Raw genomic sequence first — 24,267 nt, 5'->3', positions numbered from 1 at the left:
TGCCAAGACGAAAAAAGCCACGCAACCGACTGCTCGGTTGCGTGGCAAAAAGGTGGCTAGCGCCCAGAAAAGTCCACGCGTTTTTAGACTGGGACAAAGTACTACAACAGGTGAGATTCCGTCAAGAAAAACCGAAGAAAAAAGTGAGCCTCTGCCCGCCGTACCTGTAGCGGTCGTTTCCCCGAACGGGGCGGTGCTGTTGGGGGCTGTCTCGATCTGTAACAGTAAGACCCGGTTTTGGTCCGTAGATGTTACAGATTTAGACGTTTTGTCGGGGCGGTTTCCGTTTGTCTTGATCTGTAACAGTTAGGGGTCAAAAGTGGGTCTAGATGTTACAGATTGAGATTGTTGAGGATGGGTGAGGGTAGCTAATTCGGACGGGGCTATTTTAGCTACCCTGCAAGTGGGGTAGCTAAAATAGCCCCGTCCCTTTTTAAACAATGGAAAATCGAGCGTGGCAAGCGGAGGTCTTCGGGGTATAAGACGGCTAATTGTATGCCGCCTATGAAAGGAACCCTCATGCCCAGCGTTGCCGTTCTCGCCGCCGATGGCTTTGAAACTATTGAATGCCTGACCATGGTCGATGTCATGCGTCGCGGCGGCGTGCGCGCCACGCTTGTCTCGATCATGCCCACGCGCGAGGTCGTAAGCTCGCTGCAGATCCCCGTGACCTGCGATGCGCTCTTTGATGAGATCAATTTTGACGAGTACGACTGCGTCGTGCTGCCCGGCGGCCTGCCCGGTGCCACCAACCTGCGCGCCGACCAGCGCGTCTGCGACGTAGTCTGCGATTTCGCCGCGACCAAGCACGTTGCCGCCATCTGCGCCGCCCCGTTTATCCTGGGCGAGCTCGACCTGCTCGAGGGACGCCACGCCACGTGCTTCCCCGGCTTTGAGAAGAGCTTCCCCGAGGGCGCCTATACCGGCGACAAGGTCACGCACGACGGCAACATCATCACCGCCAGCGGCATGGCCCAGTCGCTCCCCTTTGCGCTTGAGCTGCTGCGCACGCTCGCCGGCGACAAGGCCGTCGAGAAGGTCGCCGAGGGCATTCAGCTATGATTTTGGCTTCGCAATCACCGCGCCGCATCGAGTTGATGCGCGAGGCAGGCTATAACATTCGCGTGATTCCCGCAGATATCGACGAAACGCCTTTTGATGGCGAGGTCCCGCTTACGCTCGTTGAACGCTTAGCACGCGCCAAAGCCGCCGCCGTTGCCGCCGAGCATGCCGAGCCCAACGAACTGACCGTCGCGGCCGATACTATTGTCACCTTTGACGGCCATATTTTGGGCAAGCCGGCAGACGGGGACGAGGCACGCACCATGCTCCGCGAGCTTTCGGGCCGCACGCACCAGGTCGCAACCGGCGTCTGCATCGTTAAAGCCGGCGACGCTACAGCTCCGCATGCCGCCGAGAGCCTGTCGTTTGTCGATGTGACCGACGTGACGTTCTATGAGCTTACCGAAGAGCAGATCGAGCGCTATGTTGCCTCCGGCGAACCCATGGACAAGGCCGGGGCCTACGGCATCCAAGGCACAGGCGGCCGCATGCTTGTGCACGATATTTCGGGTGACTTCTACAACGTGGTGGGCTTGCCCATCGCTCGCGTCGCACGCGCGATTCAAAAACTCTCGTAATTGCATCTGGCGCTGGGTATCCCCCAGCGCCTACAATTTTGCCGTACCGTACGGATCCCGACCGGGCATAAGGCCCGGCGGAAAACCGATAGGAGAAAACATGGACACACTGCTCGAAGCCATCGATGTTTGCAATGTCGATGGCTTTTGCTTTGGCAACTATACGGACGAGGAAGCTGGCACCGGCTGCACCGTAATCGTGGCGCCCGAGGGTGCCACCGGTGGCGTTGACGTTCGCGGCGGTGCTCCCGCATCGCGCGAAACCGACTTGCTGCGACCAGAGAACACCGTCGACAAGGTCCACGCCGTCTGCCTTTCGGGCGGATCGGCCTTTGGCCTCGAGGCTGCAAGCGGCGTGGCCCGCGAACTCGAGAGCCGCGGCATTGGTCTGCCCGTCGGCCCCACGCAGGTGCCCATCGTGTGCTCCAGCTGTATCTTCGACCTTGCCTTTGGCGACCCCACCGTTCGCCCCGACATTGAGGCCGGCATCGCCGCCGTGCGCGAGGCGCTCGACCACACCCCCACCAAGCTCGAACAGGGCAACGTAGGCGCCGGCACGGGCGCTACCGTGGGTAAGCTCATGGGCCCTGCCACCTGCATGAAGGCCGGCCTTGGCGCTGCCGCCGTGGCGCTCGGCCCCATCAAGGTGGGCGCCGTGGTCTCGGTCAACGCCTGTGGCAACGTTGTCGACCCCTTCACCGGCGAGTGGGTCGCCGGTATGCGCGCCGCAGCCGATAGCGACCAGATCGTCGACATGGAACTCGCAGCCTTTGCCGCCGCCGGATCCATGCAGATGCCGCTCGACCGCACCAACACCACCATCAGCTGCATCGTCACCAACGTGGAACTCACTAAGGCACAAGCCACCAAGGTCTCTCAGATGGCCGCAGACGCCTACGCACACGCCATCCGTCCCACGCACACCACCAACGATGGCGACACCATCTACACCCTCGCCAGCGGCAAACTGGGTGCCCAGGCAAGCGCCGCCGTTCCCCTAGACCTGCTGGGCATGCTCGCCGTAAGGGCTTTGCAAACCGCCATCGTAAACGGAGCCAAAACCGCCAAAACCTCCCACGGCATCCCAGGTGCTGCGAAGTAATCTCACTCGACCGTCGGCCGGAGGCGGGCGGGCATTACGTTTGCTGCTCTACAGTCCTATGCAAGACGAAGGCCACATTAAGTGGCCTTCTTTGCATGCGGAGCTCGCGACAAACGTAATGCCCGCCCGCCTCCGGCCGACTTCCAACCTTTTTCTTTTCAGCCCAGGCCCCTGTGTACCGCGCGTCGAAGATCTTCAAATTCAAATCATCTGAAAATCGATACTTATAGCAGAGGCCCCTTGGCCTTTAGTTTGATACAAGTTCCGCACGAGCCGGAAAGCACTTAATGTGCTTTCCGTGCGAGCAGGACTGTTCGCAGTAGCAAACTAAAGGCCAAGGGGCCCAGTCAACCCAACAGTATCGATAACTCAGCAGTTAGTTGAATTTGAAGATCTTTGAGGCAAGACGGTATAGGCCGAGTGTGGTTTTGTCTCCGGCACGACCGCGGAGGTTAGTGAAGAAGCCGACCACACCGTAACGTGCACGACGATACATACGCTCGTCATAGGCCTTCAAATCATTCCACAGCGTCTTCAGACGCTCATCGGCACAATCCTCGTCGGAAAGCTTGGTGAGCACCGAGCAGATCGCCATCATCATGGTGAAGTAGCCCATCATGTACGAACGCAGACGCGACGACTCGACATCGCTGTACAGGTGGTACGACTCCATCATGATACGCGTAACACGGAACTGCTGGTCCAGACGCTTGACCATCGTGGCCTCGTTGACACTCTGGCCCTCGCGACCGATAAAGTAGCGATAGAGGTCGATGTCGGCGTAGTACATGGTCTTGCAACGCGGCAGCGGCACGTAGGCGTAGATGTTGTCCACATAGAACGTGTGCGGCGGCATGGGCAGGTTGGACTCGCGCAGCACATCCGTGCGATAGCACAGGCTGTGCATGAGCAGATTCTGGTCCAAACGGAAATGGCCGATCTGGTCCCAGGTAAAGATCTTTTTTCGAGGCAGGGCAAACTTGTAACCAATGGCCGTATGCGTACCCTCGTAAACCTTCTCGTACACGTAGTTCGAGATAAACAGGTCAACGCGCTGGTCGCGCTCTTCAAAGCCGCGCAGAATCGACAGCATGGTCGAAAGGGCAGCGCCGTCAAGCCAGTCGTCCGAGTCGACGACCTTGTAGTAGGTGCCCTGCGCCTCGCGCAGACCCGAAAGGACGGCAATACCGTGGCCGCCATTCTCCTGGTGCACCGCGCGGATGATTCCAGGATAACGGGCCTCCCACTCGTCGGCCTTGGCGGCCGTCTCGTCCTTGGAGCCGTCGTCCACCACGATAATCTCGATATCGGTGGCGTAATTGCTCCCCTCCAAGATGGAGGTGATGCAATGGTCCATGTCCTTGGCGGCGTTATACGAGGGAATACCGAATGTTATGACTTTATGCATGGCAGGCGATAATCTCATCCGAAAGATCGAGGGCAGAATTGGTCACGGCATCCATATCGTAGTAACGATACTCGGCCAGACGACCCACCGGGTGGAAGTTTGTCAGGTTCTGGACGCGCTCAAGATAGCGCTCATAGAGCTCACGGTTCTCGGGCTCAAGAATGGCGTAATACGGCGTCTCGCCCGAGCCGGGCGTATAGGCCTTGGAGTACTCCTTCATGATGGTGGTCTTGCCGGGCAGGACCTGACCAGTCATGTTCTTGAACTCGGTAATGCGGGTGTAGTCCTCGCTCGTGGTGTAGTTGACGGTGCCCACGGGCTGGAACTGATCAATATCGAGCGTCTCGAACTTCATGTCGAGCGTGCGGTACGGAAGAGCGCCCAGGTCGAGGTTGAACAGCTCATCGAGCGGACCGGTATAGACGATCTCGCCGCCGTAGACCTTGCCGTCGACCTTGACGGTTGTCTCGTCGATCTCGAAGAGATCGCGAGCATCCACGTCGCAGAACACATCAATCAGGTCGTGGTCGAGCATGTGCTCAAACAGCGCCGTGTAGCCATCCTGCGGCATACCCTGGAAGGGGGCCTGCGGGAAGTAGCGGTCATCGTCGCCCACAAAGACGGGAACGCGGCCGGTGATCGAGGGATCGATCTGGTCGGGCGTCTGGCCCCACTGCTTCATGGTGTAATGCAAAAAGACGTTCTCGTAGACGTAATCGGCGACCTCGGCCAAGTCGGGGTCGTTCTTCTTACGCAGCTCCATGATGGGCACTTTGACATCCTTGCCAAAGGTCTCCACGAGCTTCTGATACAGCTCCTCGCCGCGCTCATCACCAAAGGCGAGCTTGAGACTCGCATGGTTGAAGGGCACGGGCATAAGGGTACCGTTGATGTTGGCGAGCACCTTGTGCTGATAATCCGTCCACTTGGTAAAGCGCGACAGGAAATTATGCACGCGCTCGTTAAAGGTGTGATAGATATGCGGACCGTACTCGTGGATCAGGATTCCGGCCTCGTCAGTGCAGTCATAGGCATTGCCCGCAATGTGGCTACGGCGCTCCAAAACGGCAACACGATAGCCGATGGTCTCGGCAAGACGGCGGGCGCAAACGGCACCGGCATATCCAGCACCGACGACAATCATGTCGTACGCGCCGGCGTTAAAGCCTTCAGGCAGGCCTGAGGTAATCTGCATCGATACTCCTTGTCAAAAGCCACGGGCTCGTTAGCTGGGCTTTTCTCGAACATTCTTCGAGACATATTTATCAGAGCGATTATAGCGCTAATGCGTCCTATAATGAGCTTGCCACACAAGGAAAGCTCAAGCACCGCGGCGTACATTATTGAAAGGTAAACCCGCTAGCAGCGGGTTTATTCGTGAACAGCCGGGCGCCTGGAGCTTAGCGAAACGCTTGCAAGGAGTAACATGAGCGATTTCCTAAACCGTATGAAGTCTGCCGCCAAGGCCGACCTTAAGACCATCGTCCTGCCCGAGGGCGAGGATCCGCGCACCATCGTCGCGGCCAACAAGATCATCGAGGAAGGCCTGGCCAACATCGTCATCCTGGGCGATCCCAACGAGATCAACGTCCCCGGCGCCACCGTCATCGATCCGCGCAACGCCGAGAAGCACGAGGAGTACGCACAGAAGTTTGCCGAGCTCCGCGCCAAGAAGGGCGTCACCATCGAGCAGGCTCGCGCCCAGGTGATGGACGCCACCTACTTTGGCACCATGATGGTCAAGATGGGTGACGCCGACGGCCTGGTCTCCGGCGCCTGCCACTCCACCGCCGACACCCTGCGCCCCGCGCTGCAGATCCTTAAGACCGCCCCGGGCACCAAGCTGGTCTCGGCCTTCTTCGTGATGTGCACCGACACCCCGCAGTTCGGCACCGACGGTACGCTGATCTTCGCCGACTGCGGCCTCAACATCAACCCGTCCTCCGACGAGCTATCCGAGATCGCCATCGCCTCCGCTCACTCCTGGTCCACCTTTATGGGCAGCGTCGAGCCGCACGTGGCCATGCTCTCCTACTCCACCATGGGCTCCGCCGGCGGCGAGGTCGCCAAGAAGGTCCAGGAGGCCGTTAAGTTCTGCAAGGAGAAGGCTCCCGAGCTCGCCATCGATGGCGACCTGCAGCTCGACGCCGCCATCGTTCCCACCGTCGCCCAGCTCAAGGCCCCCGGCTCCTCCGTTGCCGGCAAGGCCAACGTGCTTGTGTTCCCCGATCTCGAGGCCGGCAACATCGGCTACAAGCTGGTCCAGCGCTTCGCCGGCGCCGACGCTTACGGCCCCATCCTGCAGGGCATCGCCAAGCCGGTTAACGACCTTTCGCGCGGCTGCTCTGCCGACGACATCGTGGGTGTCGTAGCCATCACCGCCGTCCAGGCTCAGATGGCTGAGTAGCGGACGCACTCGCCCGAAGGCCGTACGGGCTAACCCCTGAAAACGTCCTCGACCAATGAAACGCCCACGTTCTGCTCCTTCGGAGCTACGAACGGGGGCGTTGCTGGTGATGATCACTTTGGGACTGGAATTTCCGCCTGCTAGCAAAAAGGCCTCCTGAGTCGTTGCTCTGGAGGCCTTTCGCTTACTTGCAAATGCGCGCGTTAGTTGTTCTTGGTCAGACGCTCGACGTCGTGGGCGATCATGTATTCCTCGTCGGTGGGGATGACCATGACCGTGACGGCGGAACCGGCGGCGCTGATGACCTGCGGGCCGTTACCCACGGCCTCGCGGTTCTTGTTGTTGTCGATGCGCACGCCCAGCCACTCAAAGCAGTCGCAGAAGGCCTTGCGGATCGACCAGTCGTTCTCGCCAATGCCGGCGGTAAAGGTAATGGTGTCCACGCCCGCCATGGAAGCGATCATGGAGCCGGCCTGCTGCATGGCCTTGTAGGCGAACATATCGAAGGCGAGCAGGCAGCGCTCGTCGCCCTCGGAGGCGCGCGTACGGATGTCACGGGCGTCGTTGGAGATGCCCGAGATGGCACGCAGACCAGACTGCTTGTTCATCATGTCATCGACTTCCTGGTAGCTGTAGCCGCCCTCGCGCTGCAGGTAGCACACGGTAGCCGGGTCAATGGAACCACAACGGGTGCCCATCATCAGGCCGTCGAGCGGCGTGAGGCCCATCGTGGTATCGCGGCATACACCGTCCTCGATGGCGGCAAGCGAGGCGCCGTTGCCCAAATGGCACGAGAGCAGGCGGTGGCAGCGCGAGCCCAGGATCTCCTTGGCCATCATCCACTCATAGCGGTGGCTCGTGCCGTGGGCACCGTACTTGCGCACGTGGTACTTGTCGCACACGTCCTTGGGCAGCGCGTAGGTGTAGGCGACCTCGGGCATGGTCATGTGGAACGAGGTATCGAAGACGGCCACGTTGGGCAGCTCCGGATACTTCTCGCGGCAATACTCAATCGCCGCGGCCTCGCCGTAGTTGTGCAGCGGGGCGAGCGGGGCAACCTCGAGGATCTTAGCCATGACCTCATCGTCGACGACCGCGGAATCATCGAAGTGCCAGCCACCCTGAACGATACGGTGGCCGATGCCATCGATCGTAAAGTCGGTCTTCTCGAGCTCCTCGAGCACGCGCGCAATGGCGCAGCGATGATCGGGAAAAGGAATCTCCTCGGTCTGCTTGGCACCACCGTTCTCGGAGTGGCCAAAGATGCCCATGTCCGAGCCGATACGCTCGCAGTTGCCCTTGGCGAAAACCTCGCGGGTATCGGTATCCAAAAGCTGATATTTAAGGCTCGAGCTGCCGGCGTTGACAACAAGTACGTTCATGAGACTCCTTTGCAGTGCGATACGGTCGGCGCAGACCCCTTAAGGCGGCCGCATGTTAATAAGAAGTTATCACAACTTGATAAATAGCTATCAGGCATATCGCTCAACGAGACGAAAGAGGGGCTGAACGGCGCTCGGTCGTCCAGCCCCTCCCCTCTTGCAATTACTTGCCGTTGACGATGCGCTCGACGTCGGAAGCGATCATGAACTCCTCGTCCGTGGGGATGACGAAAATCTTGACCTTGGAATCCTTGGCAGACAGGCACCAAGCGCCGTCACCACGCAGGGCGTTGCGGGCATGATCCATCTTGACGCCCATAAAGGCCAGGCGGTCGGCAACGCCGGCGCGGACGGCCGGAGCGTGCTCGCCGATGCCGGCGGTAAAGACCAGGGTGTCCATACCGCACATAGAAGTGGCCATCTCGGCAGCCTTGGCGGCAATCTTGTAGACGAACATATCGAAGGCGAGCTGAGCCTCGGGGTCGCCAGCGGCAGCGAGCTCCTCGACATTGCGGCAGTCGTTGGTCTTGCCACCGGTCACAGCCAAAAGGCCGGACTTCTTGTTCATCATCTCGTCAACCTCGTCGAAGGTGTAGCCGCCCTCGCGCTGCAGGTAGCACACGGTAGCCGGGTCGATGGAGCCACAGCGGGTGCCCATCATGACGCCGTCAAGCGGGGTGAGACCCATGGTGGTGTCCATGCACTTGCCGTCCTCGATGGCGCACAGGGAGGCACCGGAACCGATGTGGCACACGACGACCTTGCGGGCCCCGCCGTTGGTCATCTCGGCGACCTTCTTGGAGATGTAGCGGTAGCTGGTGCCGTGGGCGCCGTACTTACGAATGTGCAGCTTGTCGCAAACATCCTTGGGCAGAGCGTAAGTCTTGGCGACCTCGGGCATGTTGAAGTGGAAAGCGGTGTCATAGACCGTGACGTTGGGCAGGTCGGGATACTGCTCCAGGCAGTACTCGATAACGTTGGCCTCGGGGTTATTGTGCAGCGGGGCGAGCGGAGCAACCTCGCGGATCTTGGCGAGGACGTCCTCGTCGACGAGGGAGGAATCACCGAAGTACCAACCGCCCTGAACGATACGGTGGCCGATACCCTCGATCTTGACGCCGTTGGCCTCGAGGTCCTTCAGAACGACCTCGATGGCGACCTTGTGGTCGGGGAACTCGATGTTCTCGGTCACCTTCTTGGAACCGTTGGCAGCGTGGGTGAAGGTACCGCCGGTAAAGCAGACGCGCTCGCAGGAGCCCTTTGCGGACACCTTGTGGGACTTGGTATCGATGACCTGATACTTAAGGGTCGAAGATCCTGCGTTGACGACCAGAACGTTCATGTGTCTCCCTACTAACAGGCGGTGTGGCGCCGCCAGGTTACATACGCTTCAATAATAAACCCAAACGCCCTCGCGCTCGGGTTTATTGCGTTGATATATAAGTTATCGGTGCTTGAGCTTCCGTTTCATTGCAAGGAAGAAGCGCCCTCAGATGAGGTTCTCGCCCAGGTTTTTGCCGCCGAGGACGTGCATGTGGAAGTGCATGACGGTCTGGCCGGCGTTGACGCCCTTGTTGGAGATGACGCGGAAACCGTCCTCCAGACCCTTGGCCTTGGCGACCTCCTGGATGGCGTGAGCTATGGCGCCCATGGTCTCGGCGGGTACGTTGTCGGCGATGTCGCTGTAGTGCTTCTTAGGGATCACGAGCGTGTGGACCGGCGCCTGCGGGTTGAGGTCGTCGAAGGCGATGACCTGGTCGTCCTCATAGACAACGGTCGAGGGGATCTCGTGGTTGGCAATTTTACAGAAGATGCAATCGCACATAGCTGGTTCCTTTCTTACAGACCAAGGTAATTATATTTGGTCGAGATGCTTAGAACGAAAGGTTATCATCGGTGTTGGCGGCCTCGCCGTCGGCGAGCACATCGTTGCCGTCGACGTCCTTAAGGAGCACCGAGACCTTCTGCTCGGCATCGGACAGGCGGGTGCGCAGGCTTTTGAGGAGCTCGACGCCGCGGGTGTAGCTCTCGAGCGACTCCTCAAGCTCCATATCGCCCGACTCCAGGCTGCGGATGATGAGCTCCAGCTCCTGCGAGGCCTGCTTGTACGTAAGCTGCTCGACCGGGGTCTTCTCTGCCATATCTGTTTCCTTTCCTAAGGGTCTATCACTGCGAAACGCGGTCTACTCGACCGTATCGACCGTTGCTGCCACGTTGCCGTCTGCCATGCGCACGCGAATGGCGTCGCCAGGCTTAAAGGTCTTGGCACTCGTAGCCACACCATCATCGCTGTACGCGATGGAATAGCCGCGAGCAAGCACTTTGAGCGGCGACAGGGCATCGAGCGACGCTGCCGCACGGCTCAGGTCGGACGCTGGCTTGCTGAGCATCGTGCGCCCTTGATGCTCTAGGCGGGAACTCGCAAGCGTGAGCGCATGGCGCTTACCATCGAGCCCCGAGGTGCTTGTAATCAGACGCTCGGGCAAGCGCTCAAAGTTGGAGCGGAATGTCCCGACCGAGCGTACTATGGCGCCCGACAGGCGATCGGCAGTCAGCGCAAGCTCCGATTCGCGACGCTCGACCATAAATGTGGGGTCGTTGAGGCACGGGCGACACGCAGCGGCATCGAGCGCATCACCCAAGCGAGCCGTATAGGTATCCCAGGCACGGCGACCGCGCTGATCGAGCATCTCCAGGTCGACCTGGGCCGACCCAATCATCGATGCCATCGCGGCACCCAGACGCTGATGGCGCGCCTCGAGCACATCGGCCAACTCCGTCATAGCCGGCGCCACCGATTCTGCCGCCGCCGTGGGCGTGGAGGCGCGTCGGTCGCTCACCATGTCGCAAATCGAGGTATCGGGCTCATGGCCAATGCCGGTCACCACGGGCACAGGACAAGCCGCCACCGCGCGGGCAAGCTCCTCGTCATTAAAGGTCATGAGGTCCTCAAAGGAGCCGCCGCCGCGCACCAGCAAAATACAGTCGGGCGCCGGCGTAATGGAAGCGGCGCGGCGCAAGCCATCAATGAGCTCGGCCGGCGCACCCTCGCCTTGAACCTTGGCGCCCACGCAGACAAGCTCGACGAGCGGGTTGCGACGGCGCAGCGTACGCTTGACGTCGTCGATTACCGCACCGGAAAGCGAGGTGACGACCGCCACGCGTGAGCAAAACACCGGGATGCGGCGTTTGCGGGACTCGTCCATCAGTCCCTCGCGGCGTAGCTTTTCGGCCAACTGCGCCACCTGTTGACGCAGCAGACCCTCCCCCGCCAGCGAAAACGAGCGAGCGACAAAGCTCATGCGGCCCGTGGCCTTATAGAGATTGAAGCTGCCCTTAAAGCTCACCTGCATGCCGTCACGCAGATCGAAGGTACGCTTGAGATAGGCGCCCTTCCAGATGATGCAGTCGACGGCGGCCGAGTCGTCTTTAATCTGGAAGTAGCAGTGGCCGCTTCGGGCATTGGGACCACGGAAACCCGTGACCTCGCCCAGGACACTCAGCTGCGGAATGGCATCGAGCGCACCGGCGGCGATCTCTACCGCCTGGCTCACGCTGAGCTCCTTACGCTCCTGCTCGTCCGAACCGTCGAACTCGGCGGAAACGGCATTGCCGGCTAGATTCCAGCCTGCCACGCAGCCTCCTTTCGTCATCGTGCACAAGGGCTTCGGCCCTGCGCAAATTCAAGTCCAACACATAGTACAGCGCCGCGAGGACACGAATCCCCGCGGCGCCCAGCGACCCAATTTGTTATCGGTTGGAGTTTCTGTTGTATCGAGCCATAAGATAGAGCAGCTGAATAATCGAGGTGAGCGCCGCAGCCACATAGGTAAGCGCGGCGGCCGTCAGCACCTTCTTGGCACCGTTGACCTGCTGGGAGCTCATACCCGACTGCTCAATATACGCCACGGCGCGCCGACTAGCATCAATCTCGACCGGTAGCGTAACCAGTTGGAACAGCACGCTAAACGAGAAGAAGATCAGTGCGAGGGTCGTGAGTCCCGCGATGTTCATAAACAGGCCCATGAGCAGCACGATGGTCCAAGTGTTCTGGGTAAAGTTGACGACCGGCACAAGGGCGGTGCGTACCTTCATCATGGCATAGCCGCTTTGACGCTGCGCGGCATGGCCTGCCTCGTGACAAGCGACAGCAACGCTTGCGACCGAGCCGCCCGAACGGTTGGAATCCGACAGATACAGGTTATTGTCCTGCGGGTTGTAATGGTCGGTGAGCTCACCGGCGACGCCCTTGATACCCACGGCGTTGCAACCGTTGGCGTCGAGCATGCGGCGAGCGACCGTGGCACCCGTGTCGCCGTCCGAGCGAACCTTGGACCACGTCTTGTACGTCGAATTGATATAGCTCTGCGCAGCAAGGCCAAGCACCGTGCAGACAAGAACAACCAGCAGGTACAGCGGGTCGATGCCAAAGCCATATCCATAGTAATAGGGCATGCGAATTCCTCCAAATCGAGTTACACGTTGGAGGCATTCTACCCACTCAGCAGACTAGGCTTCCCTATAACAACTCAATCTTTCCGTCCTTCACGGTGAGCCCCATATTGCCGGAAAGCAGATCGTCCAGGCGCGAACCCACAAGCTCAAAACGCCAGCCTTCGCGCAGGGGGCTTTGCTCTGGATGCTCGATGTAATCGGCCAGGTCATCGCGCGAGGCAATGACCGAGGTCGCCACCCCCGAGCGCTCGGCAACCAGGCGGATGAGCGCATACATCAGGTCCGTCACGCTCTCCAGCTCCGGCGAGATCTGACGGTGTCCGCGCACCATGAGCGGCAGGCGATCGTGCGGGCAGCTCGCGCCGCGCTTGATGGCCATGAGCGCACCGTCCACGTCGCGCTCCCCCAGCTGGTCGGTACCGCGAATGCTACGGAACTCCTCAACGCGGACGGGATTGCGCTTAACGAGCGCAAGCAGCGTGTCGTCGGACATGACCCACTTGCGCGGGATGTTACGGCGCTCGGCGCGGTCCTCGCGCCAGGCGGCGAGCTCGCGCGCGATACCCAGCTGGTGACGGCTGCACGAATTGATGCGCTTGACCTTGCGGAACGCCTCGTGGCGATCGGCGCGATAGTGCGACTCGTCAGCCAGCGGGCGCAACTCGTCGAGTACCCAGTCCACGCGGCCCAGCTCGCGCAGACGGCTCATCATCTCGGTATAGGCGACGATCAGGTACTTGACGTCATCGATCGCGTACTCAATCTGCTTATCGGTCAGCGGGCGACGCGACCAGTCGGTCAGCGACTCAGTCTTGGGCAGCGAGACGCCGCAAAACGTCTGCACGAGCGCGCCGTAGGAAATCTGCTGGCGCTCGCCTAAAAAGGCGGCGGCCACCTGCGTGTCAAAAATCGGACGCGGCAACACGCCTACGGTATGAAGCATAACTTCCATGTCCTGCGAGCAAGCATGGAACACCTTGGTCACGCTCTCGTCGGCCATGAGTTCGGCCAAGGGAGACAGGTCGTCGATCACCAGCGGATCAACCGCGACGCTCTCGGCAGGAGTGGCAATCTGGACCAGGCACAGGCGCGGATGGAACGTGCGCTCGCGCAAAAACTCGGTATCGACGGCAATCGCGTCAAACTCACGGGCGCGCTGACAAAAGTCGAGTAGAGCCTGATGTGTGGAAATGTACATATCAACCCATCGAATAAGGTTAGGCCCGAAAAACACGGGTAGGATATCGGCATTGCCTTACAACTATACTCGGTTAGTCACAGAACGGGAACGTAAGTATGCGCTGCCTTATCATCCACAACCCGGCATCGGGCCCCAGCTCAGATGAAATCTACGCATTCACGCACGCCCTCGCGCAGGGCGGCGACGAGGTCGTGATGCGTTTTATCGGCGATGGCATGGAACCCGAAGACGCCGTGGCAGACGTGCGCGAGTTTGATCGCGTGGTGATTTCGGGCGGCGACGGCACCGTCTCCAACGTACTCGACCAAATGCGCGGATGCGGCGTCCCCACGCTCGTCTTCCCCTCCGGCACAGCCTGCCTGTTCTTTAACAACATCGGTAATGCCCCCGAGGCAGCGGCACTTGCCAAGGCCTGCCGTGCCGGTCGCACGGTCAAAGTGGACATGGGCGAGCTCTTTTGGCTCGACGAGAACGGCAACGAAAAGCGCCACTGCTTTATCATCATCGCCGGCTCGGGCTTCGACGCCGAGATCATGATGAAGGCCGCCCCTACCAAAAACGACATCGGCGAGTTCGCCTACTTCCTCTCCGCGCTCGCCACGCCCAACCACACGGTGGCGCACTTTACCATCGAGCATGACGGCATTGTCGAGGAGCTCGATGGCATCTGCTGCATGGCCGGCAACACCTCGGTCATCCAAAACGACATCAACCTGTTCCCCAACTGCCGCATGAACGACGGCATGGTCGACATTGCGGTCATCGAACCCGTGCGCACCGTGCAGCTGCTGCCTACCGTGATCACCGCTGCGCTTGACCCCGCCGGCAAGGTACTCGGGCGCCCACAGTTCAAGATCATCCAGACCAAGGAAGCCAAGATCACCTGCACCCCGTCACTGGGCATGCAGTTCGATGGCGAGATTATCTCCAGCAATTCGGGCGTCTTTGGAGCCCGCGCGCTTCCGCAATGCCTCGACCTCATCGTCGACGAATTCTCCCCGCTCGGAAAATAGGAGGACCCTATGAACGACAATCCCCTGATCGGCTTTATTGTCATCGTCTTGGCCATGCTCGTCGGTTACGCCATCAACGTGATTCACCGCCGAAAGAAGTAAATCCACATTGGTATGATATTCATCCAGTTATCGACTCTCCCGCTGTTTATGCAAATCCTAAACAGCGGGAGAGTTTTCTTTTTGACCGCCGTCTAATGCTTTATTCAGCTACAGTAAATGCAGGGTGCCTTTATTTAACTAAAGCCATAAAATGAGTATTATTATCCGTTCATCGTATATTTCTTCACGCTCATCGAGCAAAGGCTGTTGTCGAGTGAATACTCTTTACACTTCCTTTAGGCTAGTAGATGTATTTATTAGCTGAAACTCCGTACGGTTTCGCGGGGTTTCAACAGTTGGGAGGGATTATGAGGTTTACTCATCCTGTCAACACGCTCAAGAAGCTCGGCTGCGGCCTTGCGTTTGGAGCAGCGGCTATCATGGCCATGCCGACTTCGGCACTCGCCTGCACCCAGATCTACATGGGCAGCAAGCTCACGGCAGACGGCAACACGTACTACGGCCGTTCCGAGGACTTCGGTCCGCGCTACATCAAGCACTTTGGCATTGAGCCCGCACACAAGGACGGCAACGAGTACACCTCGGTCGAGTCCGGTTTTGAGTACAAGTCCAAGGGCGCAACCTACCGCTACACCTTCGTTCGCGACAACCCCTCGCAGTGGGAAGATCGCTACGACGCATATTCCGAGGCAGGCATCAACGAGAAGGGTGTCTCCTGCTCTGCCACGTTGAGCACCTCCTATAACGAGAAGGCCGAAGAGGCCGACCCCATCACCGAGGAGACTGGCATTGGCGAATACAACTACGCCAGCGTCATTCTGGGCGAGAGTGCCACGGCCCGCGAGGGTGTCGAGCTCCTCGGCAGCCTGATTGACGAGCAGGGCGTCTGCTCCAACGACCAGATCATCATTGCCGACAACAACGAGACCTGGTTGTTTGCAGCGCTTTCCGGCCATCAGTGGATCGCCATGAGGCTCACTGACGATATCGCCTCGCTCAACCCCAACATCGGCAACCTCACCTATGACGTCGACCTCGACGACACCGAGAACTGCCTCCACTCCGAGGGCATCGAGTCTATGCCTAAGGAGAAGGGCTTTGCCGAGTACACCGACGGCAAGTTCGACGTCGCCAAGACCTACGGCGAGGAGATTGGCGAGGCCGGCATGCACCAGTGGTCGCGCTATATCCAGGGCCGCGATTACTTCATGGCTCCGCTTGCTGAGGGCACCGACTACAAGATCGTCAAGGACGAGCGCGAAGACGCTCGCGCGACGACCGGCGCCCTGGTCCACGAAATGCAGCCGCTGTTCTTTACGCCCGGCAAGTCCGACTGGAACACCTTTGAGATGATTCGTTCCTTCGCCGCTCGCGGCGAGAATGTCGCCGGCCTCAACGCCAACACCGACGGCGCGTATGCCATCGGCTCCAACCGCAACACCGAAATCCACACCTTCCAGATCCGTCACGGCATGGACCCCGAGATCGCGACCATCCAGTGGGAAATGCTCTCCAACGCCGAGTTCTCCGTCGCTATCCCCCTCTATTCCGCACTGCTCACCGAGGTCAGCCCCTACTTCAGCGATCAGGATGTCTCCTTCGATCACTGCGAAGAGGAAGACGTCGTGAACAACGAGGAGCCCGAGAACTCCATCAACTACGTCCTCATGGACATCAACACGCTCGCCTATGAGAACCGCGACCACTGCGCCACCGGCGTCCGCGCCTATCTCGACGCCCTGCAGAAGGAGCTCATCGAGCAGAACCTGACCGTCGACGAGGCCATGCAGGCCGAAGAAGGCACCGAAGCCCGCACCGCCCTGGCCAACAAGGCCGGCAAGGCTGCAACCAAGAACACCTATGTTAAGTGCAAGGCCATGCTCGAGGAGATGCGCGACTACCTCCAGGAGGGCGATTTCTCCGAGGAGTTCGTCCCGAGTGACTACGATGCTGACAACGACTGCCTGGTCGAGTCCATCACCTACGCCGACGAGGCCCTTTCCGATGAGGACGTGGCCGAGCCCGAGGCCGAAGAGGAAGAGGTCACCGAGGAGAAGTCCGAGGGCAACAACATGGCCGCCATGGCCGTTGGCGCCGTCGTCATCATCGGTGTCTGCGCCTACGTGATCTATCGTCGCAAGAAGGCCTAAGGCCCTCATGTCTTAGCTGAGCGGGCGAGGCAGCAATGGCAGCCTCGCCCGCTTAGCCCGCTCTTTTGACCGACGGGAAACCCGCCTGAAATCTTTTCAAAAAAGATTTCCTCGCATACACTTCGCTGTGCTATAGTGCAGCGCAACAGCAACTAGGTGCGACCGCGCCACGGCATCACGAAAGGAGCCACCAACATGAAGAACACGATGACGTCTCTCAACAACTGGTGGTGGCGTGATGCGAATACGATCGGTCGACAGTGAGTCCCTCACGCCTGTTTTTGCGCTCTAGGTGATTGGAAGGCCTCCGGTTTCGACCGGGGGCTTTTTTCTATCTCGAGCCCGATCGCATTCGCATCACGCGCCTCCGCTTTTCTCTTGCACTCCCATTCCGAAAGGATTTTCACCATGTCTCAGAACACCGCCGCCCAGCCCCGCACCGTCCAGACCGCCGACCGCGGCAAACTCGATGTCCGCGCCCTCGTCCTGCTCGCCATCCTGCTCGCCGCCGGCTTCATCCTCAACTTTACCGTCGGCAAGGCAATCTCGGGCATCTCGGGCGGCATGATCAGCCCCGAGTTCATCATCTCGGCCTTCTGCCTCACCATCCTGGTCGTTCGCCCCAACATCGGTCAGGCGCTCGTCATTGGCCTCATCTCGGCTGCCGTGATCCAGATCACCACCACCTCGCCGTTCGTCGATTTTGCCGCCGAGGGCATCGCCGCCATGCTCATGGCCGTCATCGTCAATGCCGCCGGCAAGAACGGTCAGGTCAAGCCCGCCATCGCCATTGTCGCGACGTTCGTGACCACCTTTGTCTCGGGCGTCATCTTCATGGTCATCAAGATGGCCATGCTCGGCGTGGTGGGCGAGCTCGCCGCCGCCATGCTGCCCGTCGTCGCCATGACCGCCGTCTTTAACGCCATTCTGGTCGGCGCCCTCTACTTGCCCATCCAGAAGACCCTGAAGCTCAACTAACCCGTTCGGCTTTATGAGCCACCCCATCTTGGCGTTCATTCGTCGCTCGCGTACCCAAGTACGCTTCGCTCCTCTTTCGCGCCAACCTGGAGCCCCTCGTAAAGCCGTCTCCGTGCTTCGCCACCAAAGACTGTCCCAAACAACTAGCTCTTGGGGACGTTCTTAAACGACTAGTCATTAAAGAACGTCCCCAATGACTATGAAAGGTATCCATGGAAACGATCATCAACGTCGACGATGTCTCGTTCTCCTATGGCACGCAGACCGAGCAGGCGCTTAGCCACATCTCGCTCAGCGTGAACAAGGGAGATTTCATCGGCATCATCGGGCCCTCGGGCGCCGGCAAGTCCACGCTTTCCGCCTGCCTGTCGGGCGCCGTGCCCCACCACTACACCGGCACGTTCTTTGGGTCCGTCATGGTTGACGGCCACGACACCTGCGAAGCCTCGCTCACCGACGTGTCGCAAATCGTCGGCAGCGTGCTGCAGGATATCGACACGCAGATGGTCGCCTCGGTCGTCGAGGACGAGATGCTCTTTGGCCTCGAGAACTTTGGCATTCCCCACGACCAGATCGAGCAGCGCGTGAGCGAAACGCTCGAGACCGTCGGCATCAGCGACCTGCGCGACCGCGAGATCGCCACCCTCTCGGGCGGACAGAAGCAAAAGGTAGCCATCGCAGCCATCCTCGCCATGCGTCCGCGCGTCTTGGTTCTCGACGAGCCCACCGCGGCACTCGACCCCGCCAGCTCCACGTTGGTCTTCGAGACGCTGCGTGAGGCAAACCGCGCACTTGGAATCACCATCGTCGTCGTTGAGCAAAAGGTCGCCCTGCTCTCGGAGTACTGCAACCGCGTGCTCGTGCTCAACCATGGCGAAATCGCGCTGCAGGGCGAACCACACGAGGTCTTCGCGCATACCGACGAGCTCCGTGCCATCGGCGTCGACTGCCCTCGCGTCACGCGTATCTTCAATAGCCTCGAGGCCGATGGCCTGGTAAGCGGTACCCCTTGCTTGGATGTCGATGAGGCCGAGCTCCTGATTTCGGGCATCGTCGACCCCGCACGCGCGGCCAGCGAAGCCCAGGCGCCCGCCGGCTCCCCGCATGCACCGTCGTTGCGCCCTCATGCCAAGGACGCCGAGCCCGTCCTCACCTTCGATCACGTTGAGTTTGCCTATCCCAATGGCGGCGCCGCCGTACACGACCTTAACCTGACCCTCTATCCCGGCGAGCTCGTGGGCATCGTCGGCCAAAACGGTGCCGGCAAGACCACGCTCACCAAGCTGCTCACGGGCCTGCTTAAGCCCGCCTCGGGCAGCGTGCGCGTTACGGGGCTGGATACCGCAGCCGTTCCTACGAGCCGCATCGCCCGCGAAGTCGCAACCCTCTTCCAAAACCCCGACCGCCAGATCTGCAAGGATACCGTACTCGACGAGGTCGCTTTTGGCCTGGAGCTTGCCGGCATCGACCGTGCCGAGGCTCTGCGCCGTGCTCAACTTGTTATCGACCGCTTTGGCCTGCCTGCCGATGAGGCACCTTTCTCACTTTCGCGCGGCCAGCGACAAATGGTGGCGCTTGCCTCCGTCGTAGTGGTTGAGCCCAAGATCGTCGTGCTCGACGAGCCCACGAGCGGCCTTGATTACCGCGAGTGCATGACCGTCATGGAAACGGTGCGCACCATGGCCGAGCGCGGCTGCGCCGTTATCATGGTCTGCCACGATATGGAAGTTGTTTCCGACTTTGCCGAGCGTATCGTAGTAATGGCCGACGGTCGCATCCTCGACCGCGGCCGCACGCACGAGCTATTCTCGAACATCGATCTCATGCGGCGTGCCTACGTGGAGCCTCCCCAGGTTATTGAACTCTCGCGCCGTCTGGCATCTTCCGTCTCGCCCGCTTTTGCGCAGGTGAGCGAGGTCACCGATGTCGTTCGCATTACCAAGGAGATGGTCCGCCGTGGTTAACGTCATCGACTACATGCCGGGCGATACGCTGCTGCATCGCCTGAACCCCGTCGTCAAACTGGGCCTCGCCGCCGCCATCATCGTCGGCATCTTCTTGTCCGACACCTACGTGGCGCTGCTGGGCTTTTTGGCACTCACCCTTGCGCTGGGCGCCTATGCCGGTGTCGTCGACCGTCTGTTCTCGCTGCTCAAGTTGCTGATTCCGCTCGCGCTTATCATGCTGGTGCTCCAGCTGGCCTTTATGCGCGATGGCAACGTTGTGTGGGGCTTTATCACCGACACGGGCCTCATCACAGGATCGAAGGCCTGTCTGCGCCTGCTGGGTGTGGCGTTACCGCTCATCCTCATGCTCATGGTGACCAAGCTCAACGACCTTGCCAACGCCTGCGTCGAGGTGCTGCACGTACCGTATCGCTATGCCTTCACCTTTACCACGGCGCTGCGCTTTGTGCCGGTGTTTGGTCAGGAGATGAACGCCATCATGGAAGCGCAGACCGCGCGCGGCGTCGAGTACGACACCAAGAACCCTATCAAGAAGCTTAAGCTCATGTTGCCACTGTGTGTGCCGCTGCTCATCTCGAGCGTGGCCAAGACCGATGCCACGGCCTTGGCGGCAGAACAGCGCGGCTTCTATCTGCGTACACGCGCCAGCTCGTACAAGCGCTACCCCATCAAGGGCCTGGACATCGCCGTGCTCATCGTCAGCATCGCCCTCATCGCCATCGGCTTCCTGTTCTAGTTCGCCACCGGCAGCAACCGCCCAACGCAAAAGGCCTCGGCTCGCACCAAACGAGCCGAGGCCTTTACTGTTTCACCAGATAAAAGCTACCAAAATTAACCTGCCCCTTTTTTGGCAGGTCGGAAGCTAGAGGCGGTAGGGAGCGCCGCTGCGGATGATGGATTCGCGCACCAGGACATCCATGGCATCGAGGGTGATCTCGGGCATCTCTCGATACTTCTGCAGCACCGATAGCTCGGTGCAGGCCAGAATGACACGGTCGCAGCCGCTACGGGCGAACTCCCACATCACGCGGTCGAACTTATCCATATCGGGCTCACGTCCGGCCTTCACATCATCGTAGATAAGCGACATCACATCGTTCTGACGTTTCTCGCTGGGATAGACGACCTCAACACCCGCAGCCTCGCATTCGCGGCCGTAGACGCCCGCGCCCACGGTTCCGTCGGTGCCCATAATGCCAATCTTGTGCACCGGCTCGGCCGGCATACTCAGGTTGGGGTCGAACTCGCACTCCCCCATCACCGCACCCGCAAGGGCATAGCGCACCGACTCACGCGGCATGTGGATAATCGGCACCTTCGTAAACGACTGGATCTGGTCGTAGAAGTAGTGCGACGTGTTGCAGGGAATGGCAATGTGCGCACAGCCCAGCGACTCGAGTGCCTGGGCACACTCTTTCATGGTCGCCAGCAGCTTGGCATGCTCGCCGGTCTTAATGGCAAGCGTGCGGTCGGGCATGGTCGACTTGGAGAGCACCACCATGTCGATATGTTCCTGATCGCAGGCAGCAGCCGTATGGCGCACCACCTGGTCGTAGTAATACGACGTGGCCTCGGCGCCCATGCCGCCGATAACTCCCAGCTTTTCCATCGCCGCCTCCTTGGTGACGCTTGCGCAATTGCGCGTATCATACCCGCGCCCGCCCGATGTAAACCGGACGGGCGCCGCACTCATCTACTTGTAATACGTCTTGAACAGCTTAAAGTGGCGCAGCTTGGTGTGCCACATGCGCAGCCAGCGGTTAAAGACAAAGTCGCCCTTCATAAACGAAGGGTCGGCGCCCTTGCCTTCCTTGTCCAGGCGATGCACCTTCGCGCGCAACTCGGGATCCTTGACGTACTTGTCGACGACGCCCATGGGAACGACCATCCACAGGGCCTCGTCCTGCGCCGTCACAAACTCCGGCTCAAACGGGCGGTTGAACACATACTCGTCCACCACATACTTGGCAACGTTAAAGCCGCTGTTGGTGACGTAGTAGTTGCTGCGACCCTGGCGCGTGTTGAAATCGAAGAACTTAAACGAGCCGTCGCGCTCGTCGTACTTAACGTCAAAGTTGGAATAGCCCACAAAGTGAAGGTCCTCGAGCAACTTGCGCACGCCATCCATAAGCTCGTCATTGGGCTCGGTGATGATGCAGGCGTGGTTGCCGACACCGTGAGGCTGATGCTCCTCGAGCAGCACGTGACCCAGGCACATCATACGCACCTTGCCGTTACGGTCGGAATAACTGGTGAGCACGCGCATGTACTCGTCGTTGCCGGGCACGCGATCCTGCAAGATCAGGTCGTCGGTGTAGCCGCTGGCATACGAGTCGCGAATGACCTGTTCCAGCTCGGCACGGTCGGCAATCTCATAGGCCTTTTTCTGGCCCTCGAACTCGTGCTGCCACCACATGATGCCGTCAGAAGGCTTCAGAATCATCGGGTAGGGAAAATCGATCTGGTCGAGCACTTCGGCAGGTGCCTCGCCTTTGGCATTCAGCATCGCCATGGTGAAGGTAAAGGTATGCGGATAGGGCACGCCATGCTTCTCGCACAGCTCGTAGAAGATCTCCTTCTTCTGACACTGCTCAAGCATGCTATAGGGAGCGTAAGGCGCGACGATGTTATCCGCCAACTCATGGGCATCCTTGGCCTGAGCCACGAGGGCAACATAGTTATCGCCACAGCCCACAAGGACAATCGTCTTATCGGCATGCGCTTGGGCAATGCCGTTGACGGTCCTGAGCATCACGGGCATGGTATCGATATCCACGTTAGGCGTGTAGTCGATAATCTGGCTGCGGTACGCGGGACCCGTCTGGTACTTGCCAAAGACCAGGCTCTTGACCTGGTACTCCTCGTAGAAGGCGCGCGCCACCGAATAGGCGTTGATGTCGCCACCGAGCAGCACGGGAATGAACTCGCGCTCTGTAAACTGCAATGCCATGGAAACTTCCTATCATGAACTGCCCACACAACGGGCGGTCTTTGCGCAACTGATTTATTCTAGCGTGCCGAGCCGCCGGTGCCCAAAGCTCCACCGTATCTATGGCAATCGACGTGATCGTCCAGCATAAAAGCCGCACTCACCGCAATGGGACCTTGTAGTTGCAAAACCCCACATGAGGCGACTTTTGATAAACAAAAACCCTCTCGACAGGGTTCCGTAACGTTAAAGTTGAACTCTATGGTTTCTCAACAATTCACCATTCCCGCAGGTCAAGGCCAAAGCCTCAAGTTCAACTTGACCCTTTAGAACCTTTAAGGTTCAAGTTGAGGTCGAAAGCAGTAGTAGAATACCGTTCGAACCATAACCTACGATTGATTGCAGAGGGACTGGATGCAGCATTCGAATCATCGCGCCGCAGCGCTCATTGCGTCGAAGCCGGCTCGTATCATCACGAGCGCCGCGCTCGCCGTTGCGCTGACGGCCACGCCGATGCTCTCCCCCGTTGCGGCGTATGCCGCCTCGCAGGCAACGCAGGACCAGCTTTCCGCAGCCCAGCAGAAGATCGAAGCCGCCACGAGCGCCTACAACGACGCCCGCACCAAACTCGATGACCTGCAAAAGCAGATTGACTCCAACGAGGCAAGCATCGAGGAAATCGAGGCTAAGCTTCCCGAGCAGCAGGCCAAGGCAAGCTCCGCCATGCGCGATCTGTACAAGTATCAGAAGGGCACCAATCCCATCGTGAGCTTCCTGGTCAATGCGCAGAGCCTGGGTGAGTTCATCACGACCTGCAAATACACCAACCAGATCACGAGCTCGAGCGTCAACGAGATCGAAGAGCTCAATAATATGCAAACCGAACTCGAGCAGAACAAGGCCGAGCTCCAGCAGGCCAAGTCACAGCTTGAGGCAGAGCAGAAAAACGCCGAGGATGCGCTGGCGCAGGCCCAGCAGCTCCGCAGCGAGGCACAGGCAAAAGCCGAGCAGGAAAATGCCGCCGAGCTTGCCAAGCTTGAGGCCGATAAGGCCGCTGCCGCCGAGAAGCTCTCGGGCGAGGGCGTAAGCGGCGGCAATTCCAGCAGCCAGGCCACCAACACCAACACCACCATAGACACCACGGTGAACAACTCCAATACCGGTAGTTCCGATTACGATTCGTTCATTAATGAGTGGACGAGCCGCATCGACAATTATCTTGCCGGCTCCCCCATGGCAGGCCAGGGCTATAACTTTGCCGTCGCCGCCTGGAATACCGGTGTCGACCCCCGTTGGTCCCCCGCCATCGCCTGTATCGAGAGCACCAAGGGTGCTTATTGCGCCAATTCTTACAACGCCTGGGGCTGGAGCGCCCGTGGCGGCGGTTGGCGCAGCTTTGGCAGCTGGAGCGAGGGCATCTCCGCTCACGTTGCCTATCTGGGTGCCAACTACGGCTCCACCCTTACTCCGGCAGCGGCCAAAAAGTACTGCCCGCCCACGTGGCAGGACTGGTATAACAAAGTCGCCGCTCAGATGAACCGCATCTAAGCGCAACTGCAAAGGGCTCCAATG

General features: G+C 59.6%; 21 protein-coding genes. 10 read left to right on the top strand and 11 right to left on the bottom strand.

The window, feature by feature from the left end; translation table 11 throughout:
• Nucleotides 1-519: 519 nt before the first annotated feature.
• The 3 genes from DXC18_RS05545 (at nucleotide 520) to DXC18_RS05535 (ending at nucleotide 2,742) form a co-directional block, all read left to right on the top strand.
• The gene (locus DXC18_RS05545) at nucleotides 520-1,062 is read left to right on the top strand and encodes a DJ-1 family glyoxalase III (protein ID WP_117583934.1); all 543 of its coding nucleotides are present in this window, start codon (nucleotides 520-522) and stop codon (nucleotides 1,060-1,062) included.
• Nucleotides 1,059-1,640, top strand: coding sequence for a nucleoside triphosphate pyrophosphatase (locus DXC18_RS05540; protein ID WP_117583933.1), 582 nt, complete (start codon nucleotides 1,059-1,061; stop codon nucleotides 1,638-1,640). The genes DXC18_RS05545 and DXC18_RS05540 overlap by 4 nt, the downstream gene beginning before the upstream one ends.
• A 100-nt stretch (nucleotides 1,641-1,740) precedes the next feature.
• Nucleotides 1,741-2,742, top strand: coding sequence for a P1 family peptidase (locus tag DXC18_RS05535; RefSeq protein ID WP_117583932.1), 1,002 nt, complete (start codon nucleotides 1,741-1,743; stop codon nucleotides 2,740-2,742).
• A 376-nt stretch (nucleotides 2,743-3,118) separates the two neighbouring features.
• On the opposite strand, the gene DXC18_RS05530 is transcribed toward DXC18_RS05535, so the two are convergent.
• Both DXC18_RS05530 and glf read right to left on the bottom strand, forming a co-directional pair.
• Nucleotides 3,119-4,150, bottom strand: a complete 1,032-nt coding sequence (locus DXC18_RS05530) for a glycosyltransferase family 2 protein (RefSeq protein WP_117583931.1) — start codon at nucleotides 4,148-4,150, stop codon at nucleotides 3,119-3,121.
• A complete protein-coding gene (gene glf, locus DXC18_RS05525; protein ID WP_117716586.1) occupies nucleotides 4,143-5,345 on the bottom strand; it encodes a UDP-galactopyranose mutase in 1,203 nt (400 codons plus the stop codon). The genes DXC18_RS05530 and glf overlap by 8 nt, the downstream gene beginning before the upstream one ends.
• A gap of 231 nt (nucleotides 5,346-5,576) precedes the next feature.
• On the opposite strand from glf, the gene pta reads away from it, so the two are divergent.
• A complete protein-coding gene (gene pta, locus DXC18_RS05520; RefSeq protein WP_117583929.1) occupies nucleotides 5,577-6,557 on the top strand; it encodes a phosphate acetyltransferase in 981 nt (326 codons plus the stop codon).
• 203 nt (nucleotides 6,558-6,760) lie between these two features.
• On the opposite strand, the gene DXC18_RS05515 is transcribed toward pta, so the two are convergent.
• The 7 genes from DXC18_RS05515 to rnd form a co-directional block, all read right to left on the bottom strand.
• Complete coding sequence (locus DXC18_RS05515) at nucleotides 6,761-7,939, bottom strand: acetate/propionate family kinase (RefSeq protein ID WP_117583928.1); 1,179 nt, start codon at nucleotides 7,937-7,939, stop codon at nucleotides 6,761-6,763.
• Between the two features lie 163 nt (nucleotides 7,940-8,102).
• Nucleotides 8,103-9,281: an acetate/propionate family kinase gene (locus DXC18_RS05510; protein ID WP_117583927.1), complete on the bottom strand. Its 1,179-nt coding sequence runs from the start codon at nucleotides 9,279-9,281 to the stop codon at nucleotides 8,103-8,105.
• Nucleotides 9,282-9,428: 147 nt separating this feature from the next.
• Nucleotides 9,429-9,764 (bottom strand): histidine triad nucleotide-binding protein, encoded by a 336-nt coding sequence (locus DXC18_RS05505; RefSeq protein WP_117564389.1) that lies wholly within the window; start codon nucleotides 9,762-9,764, stop codon nucleotides 9,429-9,431.
• Nucleotides 9,765-9,813: 49 nt separating this feature from the next.
• Nucleotides 9,814-10,080 (bottom strand): exodeoxyribonuclease VII small subunit, encoded by a 267-nt coding sequence (xseB, locus tag DXC18_RS05500; protein WP_006234311.1) that lies wholly within the window; start codon nucleotides 10,078-10,080, stop codon nucleotides 9,814-9,816.
• Between the two features lie 42 nt (nucleotides 10,081-10,122).
• A complete protein-coding gene (gene xseA / locus DXC18_RS05495) occupies nucleotides 10,123-11,574 on the bottom strand; it encodes an exodeoxyribonuclease VII large subunit (protein ID WP_369831456.1) in 1,452 nt (483 codons plus the stop codon).
• A gap of 115 nt (nucleotides 11,575-11,689) precedes the next feature.
• Nucleotides 11,690-12,394 (bottom strand): zinc metallopeptidase, encoded by a 705-nt coding sequence (locus tag DXC18_RS05490; RefSeq protein ID WP_117564390.1) that lies wholly within the window; start codon nucleotides 12,392-12,394, stop codon nucleotides 11,690-11,692.
• Between the two features lie 64 nt (nucleotides 12,395-12,458).
• Nucleotides 12,459-13,592 carry a ribonuclease D gene (rnd, locus tag DXC18_RS05485; RefSeq protein ID WP_006234315.1) on the bottom strand — a complete coding sequence of 378 codons (1,134 nt, stop codon included), beginning with the start codon at nucleotides 13,590-13,592 and terminating at the stop codon, nucleotides 12,459-12,461.
• Nucleotides 13,593-13,690: 98 nt separating this feature from the next.
• On the opposite strand from rnd, the gene DXC18_RS05480 reads away from it, so the two are divergent.
• From DXC18_RS05480 to DXC18_RS05460, 5 genes are all read left to right on the top strand, one after another.
• Nucleotides 13,691-14,608, top strand: coding sequence for a diacylglycerol kinase family protein (locus DXC18_RS05480; protein ID WP_117716585.1), 918 nt, complete (start codon nucleotides 13,691-13,693; stop codon nucleotides 14,606-14,608).
• Nucleotides 14,609-15,018: 410 nt separating this feature from the next.
• The gene (locus DXC18_RS05475; RefSeq protein WP_158551678.1) at nucleotides 15,019-16,821 is read left to right on the top strand and encodes a C69 family dipeptidase; all 1,803 of its coding nucleotides are present in this window, start codon (nucleotides 15,019-15,021) and stop codon (nucleotides 16,819-16,821) included.
• 408 nt (nucleotides 16,822-17,229) lie between these two features.
• Nucleotides 17,230-17,799: a hypothetical protein gene (locus tag DXC18_RS05470; protein ID WP_117583924.1), complete on the top strand. Its 570-nt coding sequence runs from the start codon at nucleotides 17,230-17,232 to the stop codon at nucleotides 17,797-17,799.
• 212 nt (nucleotides 17,800-18,011) lie between these two features.
• Nucleotides 18,012-19,763, top strand: coding sequence for an ABC transporter ATP-binding protein (locus DXC18_RS05465; protein ID WP_117716584.1), 1,752 nt, complete (start codon nucleotides 18,012-18,014; stop codon nucleotides 19,761-19,763).
• A complete protein-coding gene (locus DXC18_RS05460) occupies nucleotides 19,756-20,502 on the top strand; it encodes an energy-coupling factor transporter transmembrane protein EcfT (RefSeq protein ID WP_117716583.1) in 747 nt (248 codons plus the stop codon). Before DXC18_RS05465 ends, DXC18_RS05460 begins: the two co-directional genes overlap by 8 nt.
• A gap of 126 nt (nucleotides 20,503-20,628) precedes the next feature.
• Here the strand turns inward: DXC18_RS05460 and DXC18_RS05455 are convergent, their stop codons facing one another.
• Nucleotides 20,629-21,375, bottom strand: coding sequence for an aspartate/glutamate racemase family protein (locus DXC18_RS05455; RefSeq protein WP_055287235.1), 747 nt, complete (start codon nucleotides 21,373-21,375; stop codon nucleotides 20,629-20,631).
• 84 nt (nucleotides 21,376-21,459) lie between these two features.
• Nucleotides 21,460-22,716 (bottom strand): ATP-grasp domain-containing protein, encoded by a 1,257-nt coding sequence (locus DXC18_RS05450; RefSeq protein WP_117716582.1) that lies wholly within the window; start codon nucleotides 22,714-22,716, stop codon nucleotides 21,460-21,462.
• A 393-nt stretch (nucleotides 22,717-23,109) separates the two neighbouring features.
• Between DXC18_RS05450 and DXC18_RS05445 the strand changes: the two genes are divergently transcribed.
• On the top strand, nucleotides 23,110-24,243 hold the full coding sequence (locus DXC18_RS05445; RefSeq protein ID WP_117716581.1) for a glucosaminidase domain-containing protein: 1,134 nt from the start codon (nucleotides 23,110-23,112) through the stop codon (nucleotides 24,241-24,243).
• Nucleotides 24,244-24,267: the final 24 nt, after the last annotated feature.

Source organism: Collinsella sp. OM08-14AT, assembly GCF_003438115.1.
Taxonomy (GTDB): Bacteria; Actinomycetota; Coriobacteriia; order Coriobacteriales; family Coriobacteriaceae; genus Collinsella.
This window is presented reverse-complemented; position numbering and strand designations above follow the sequence as displayed.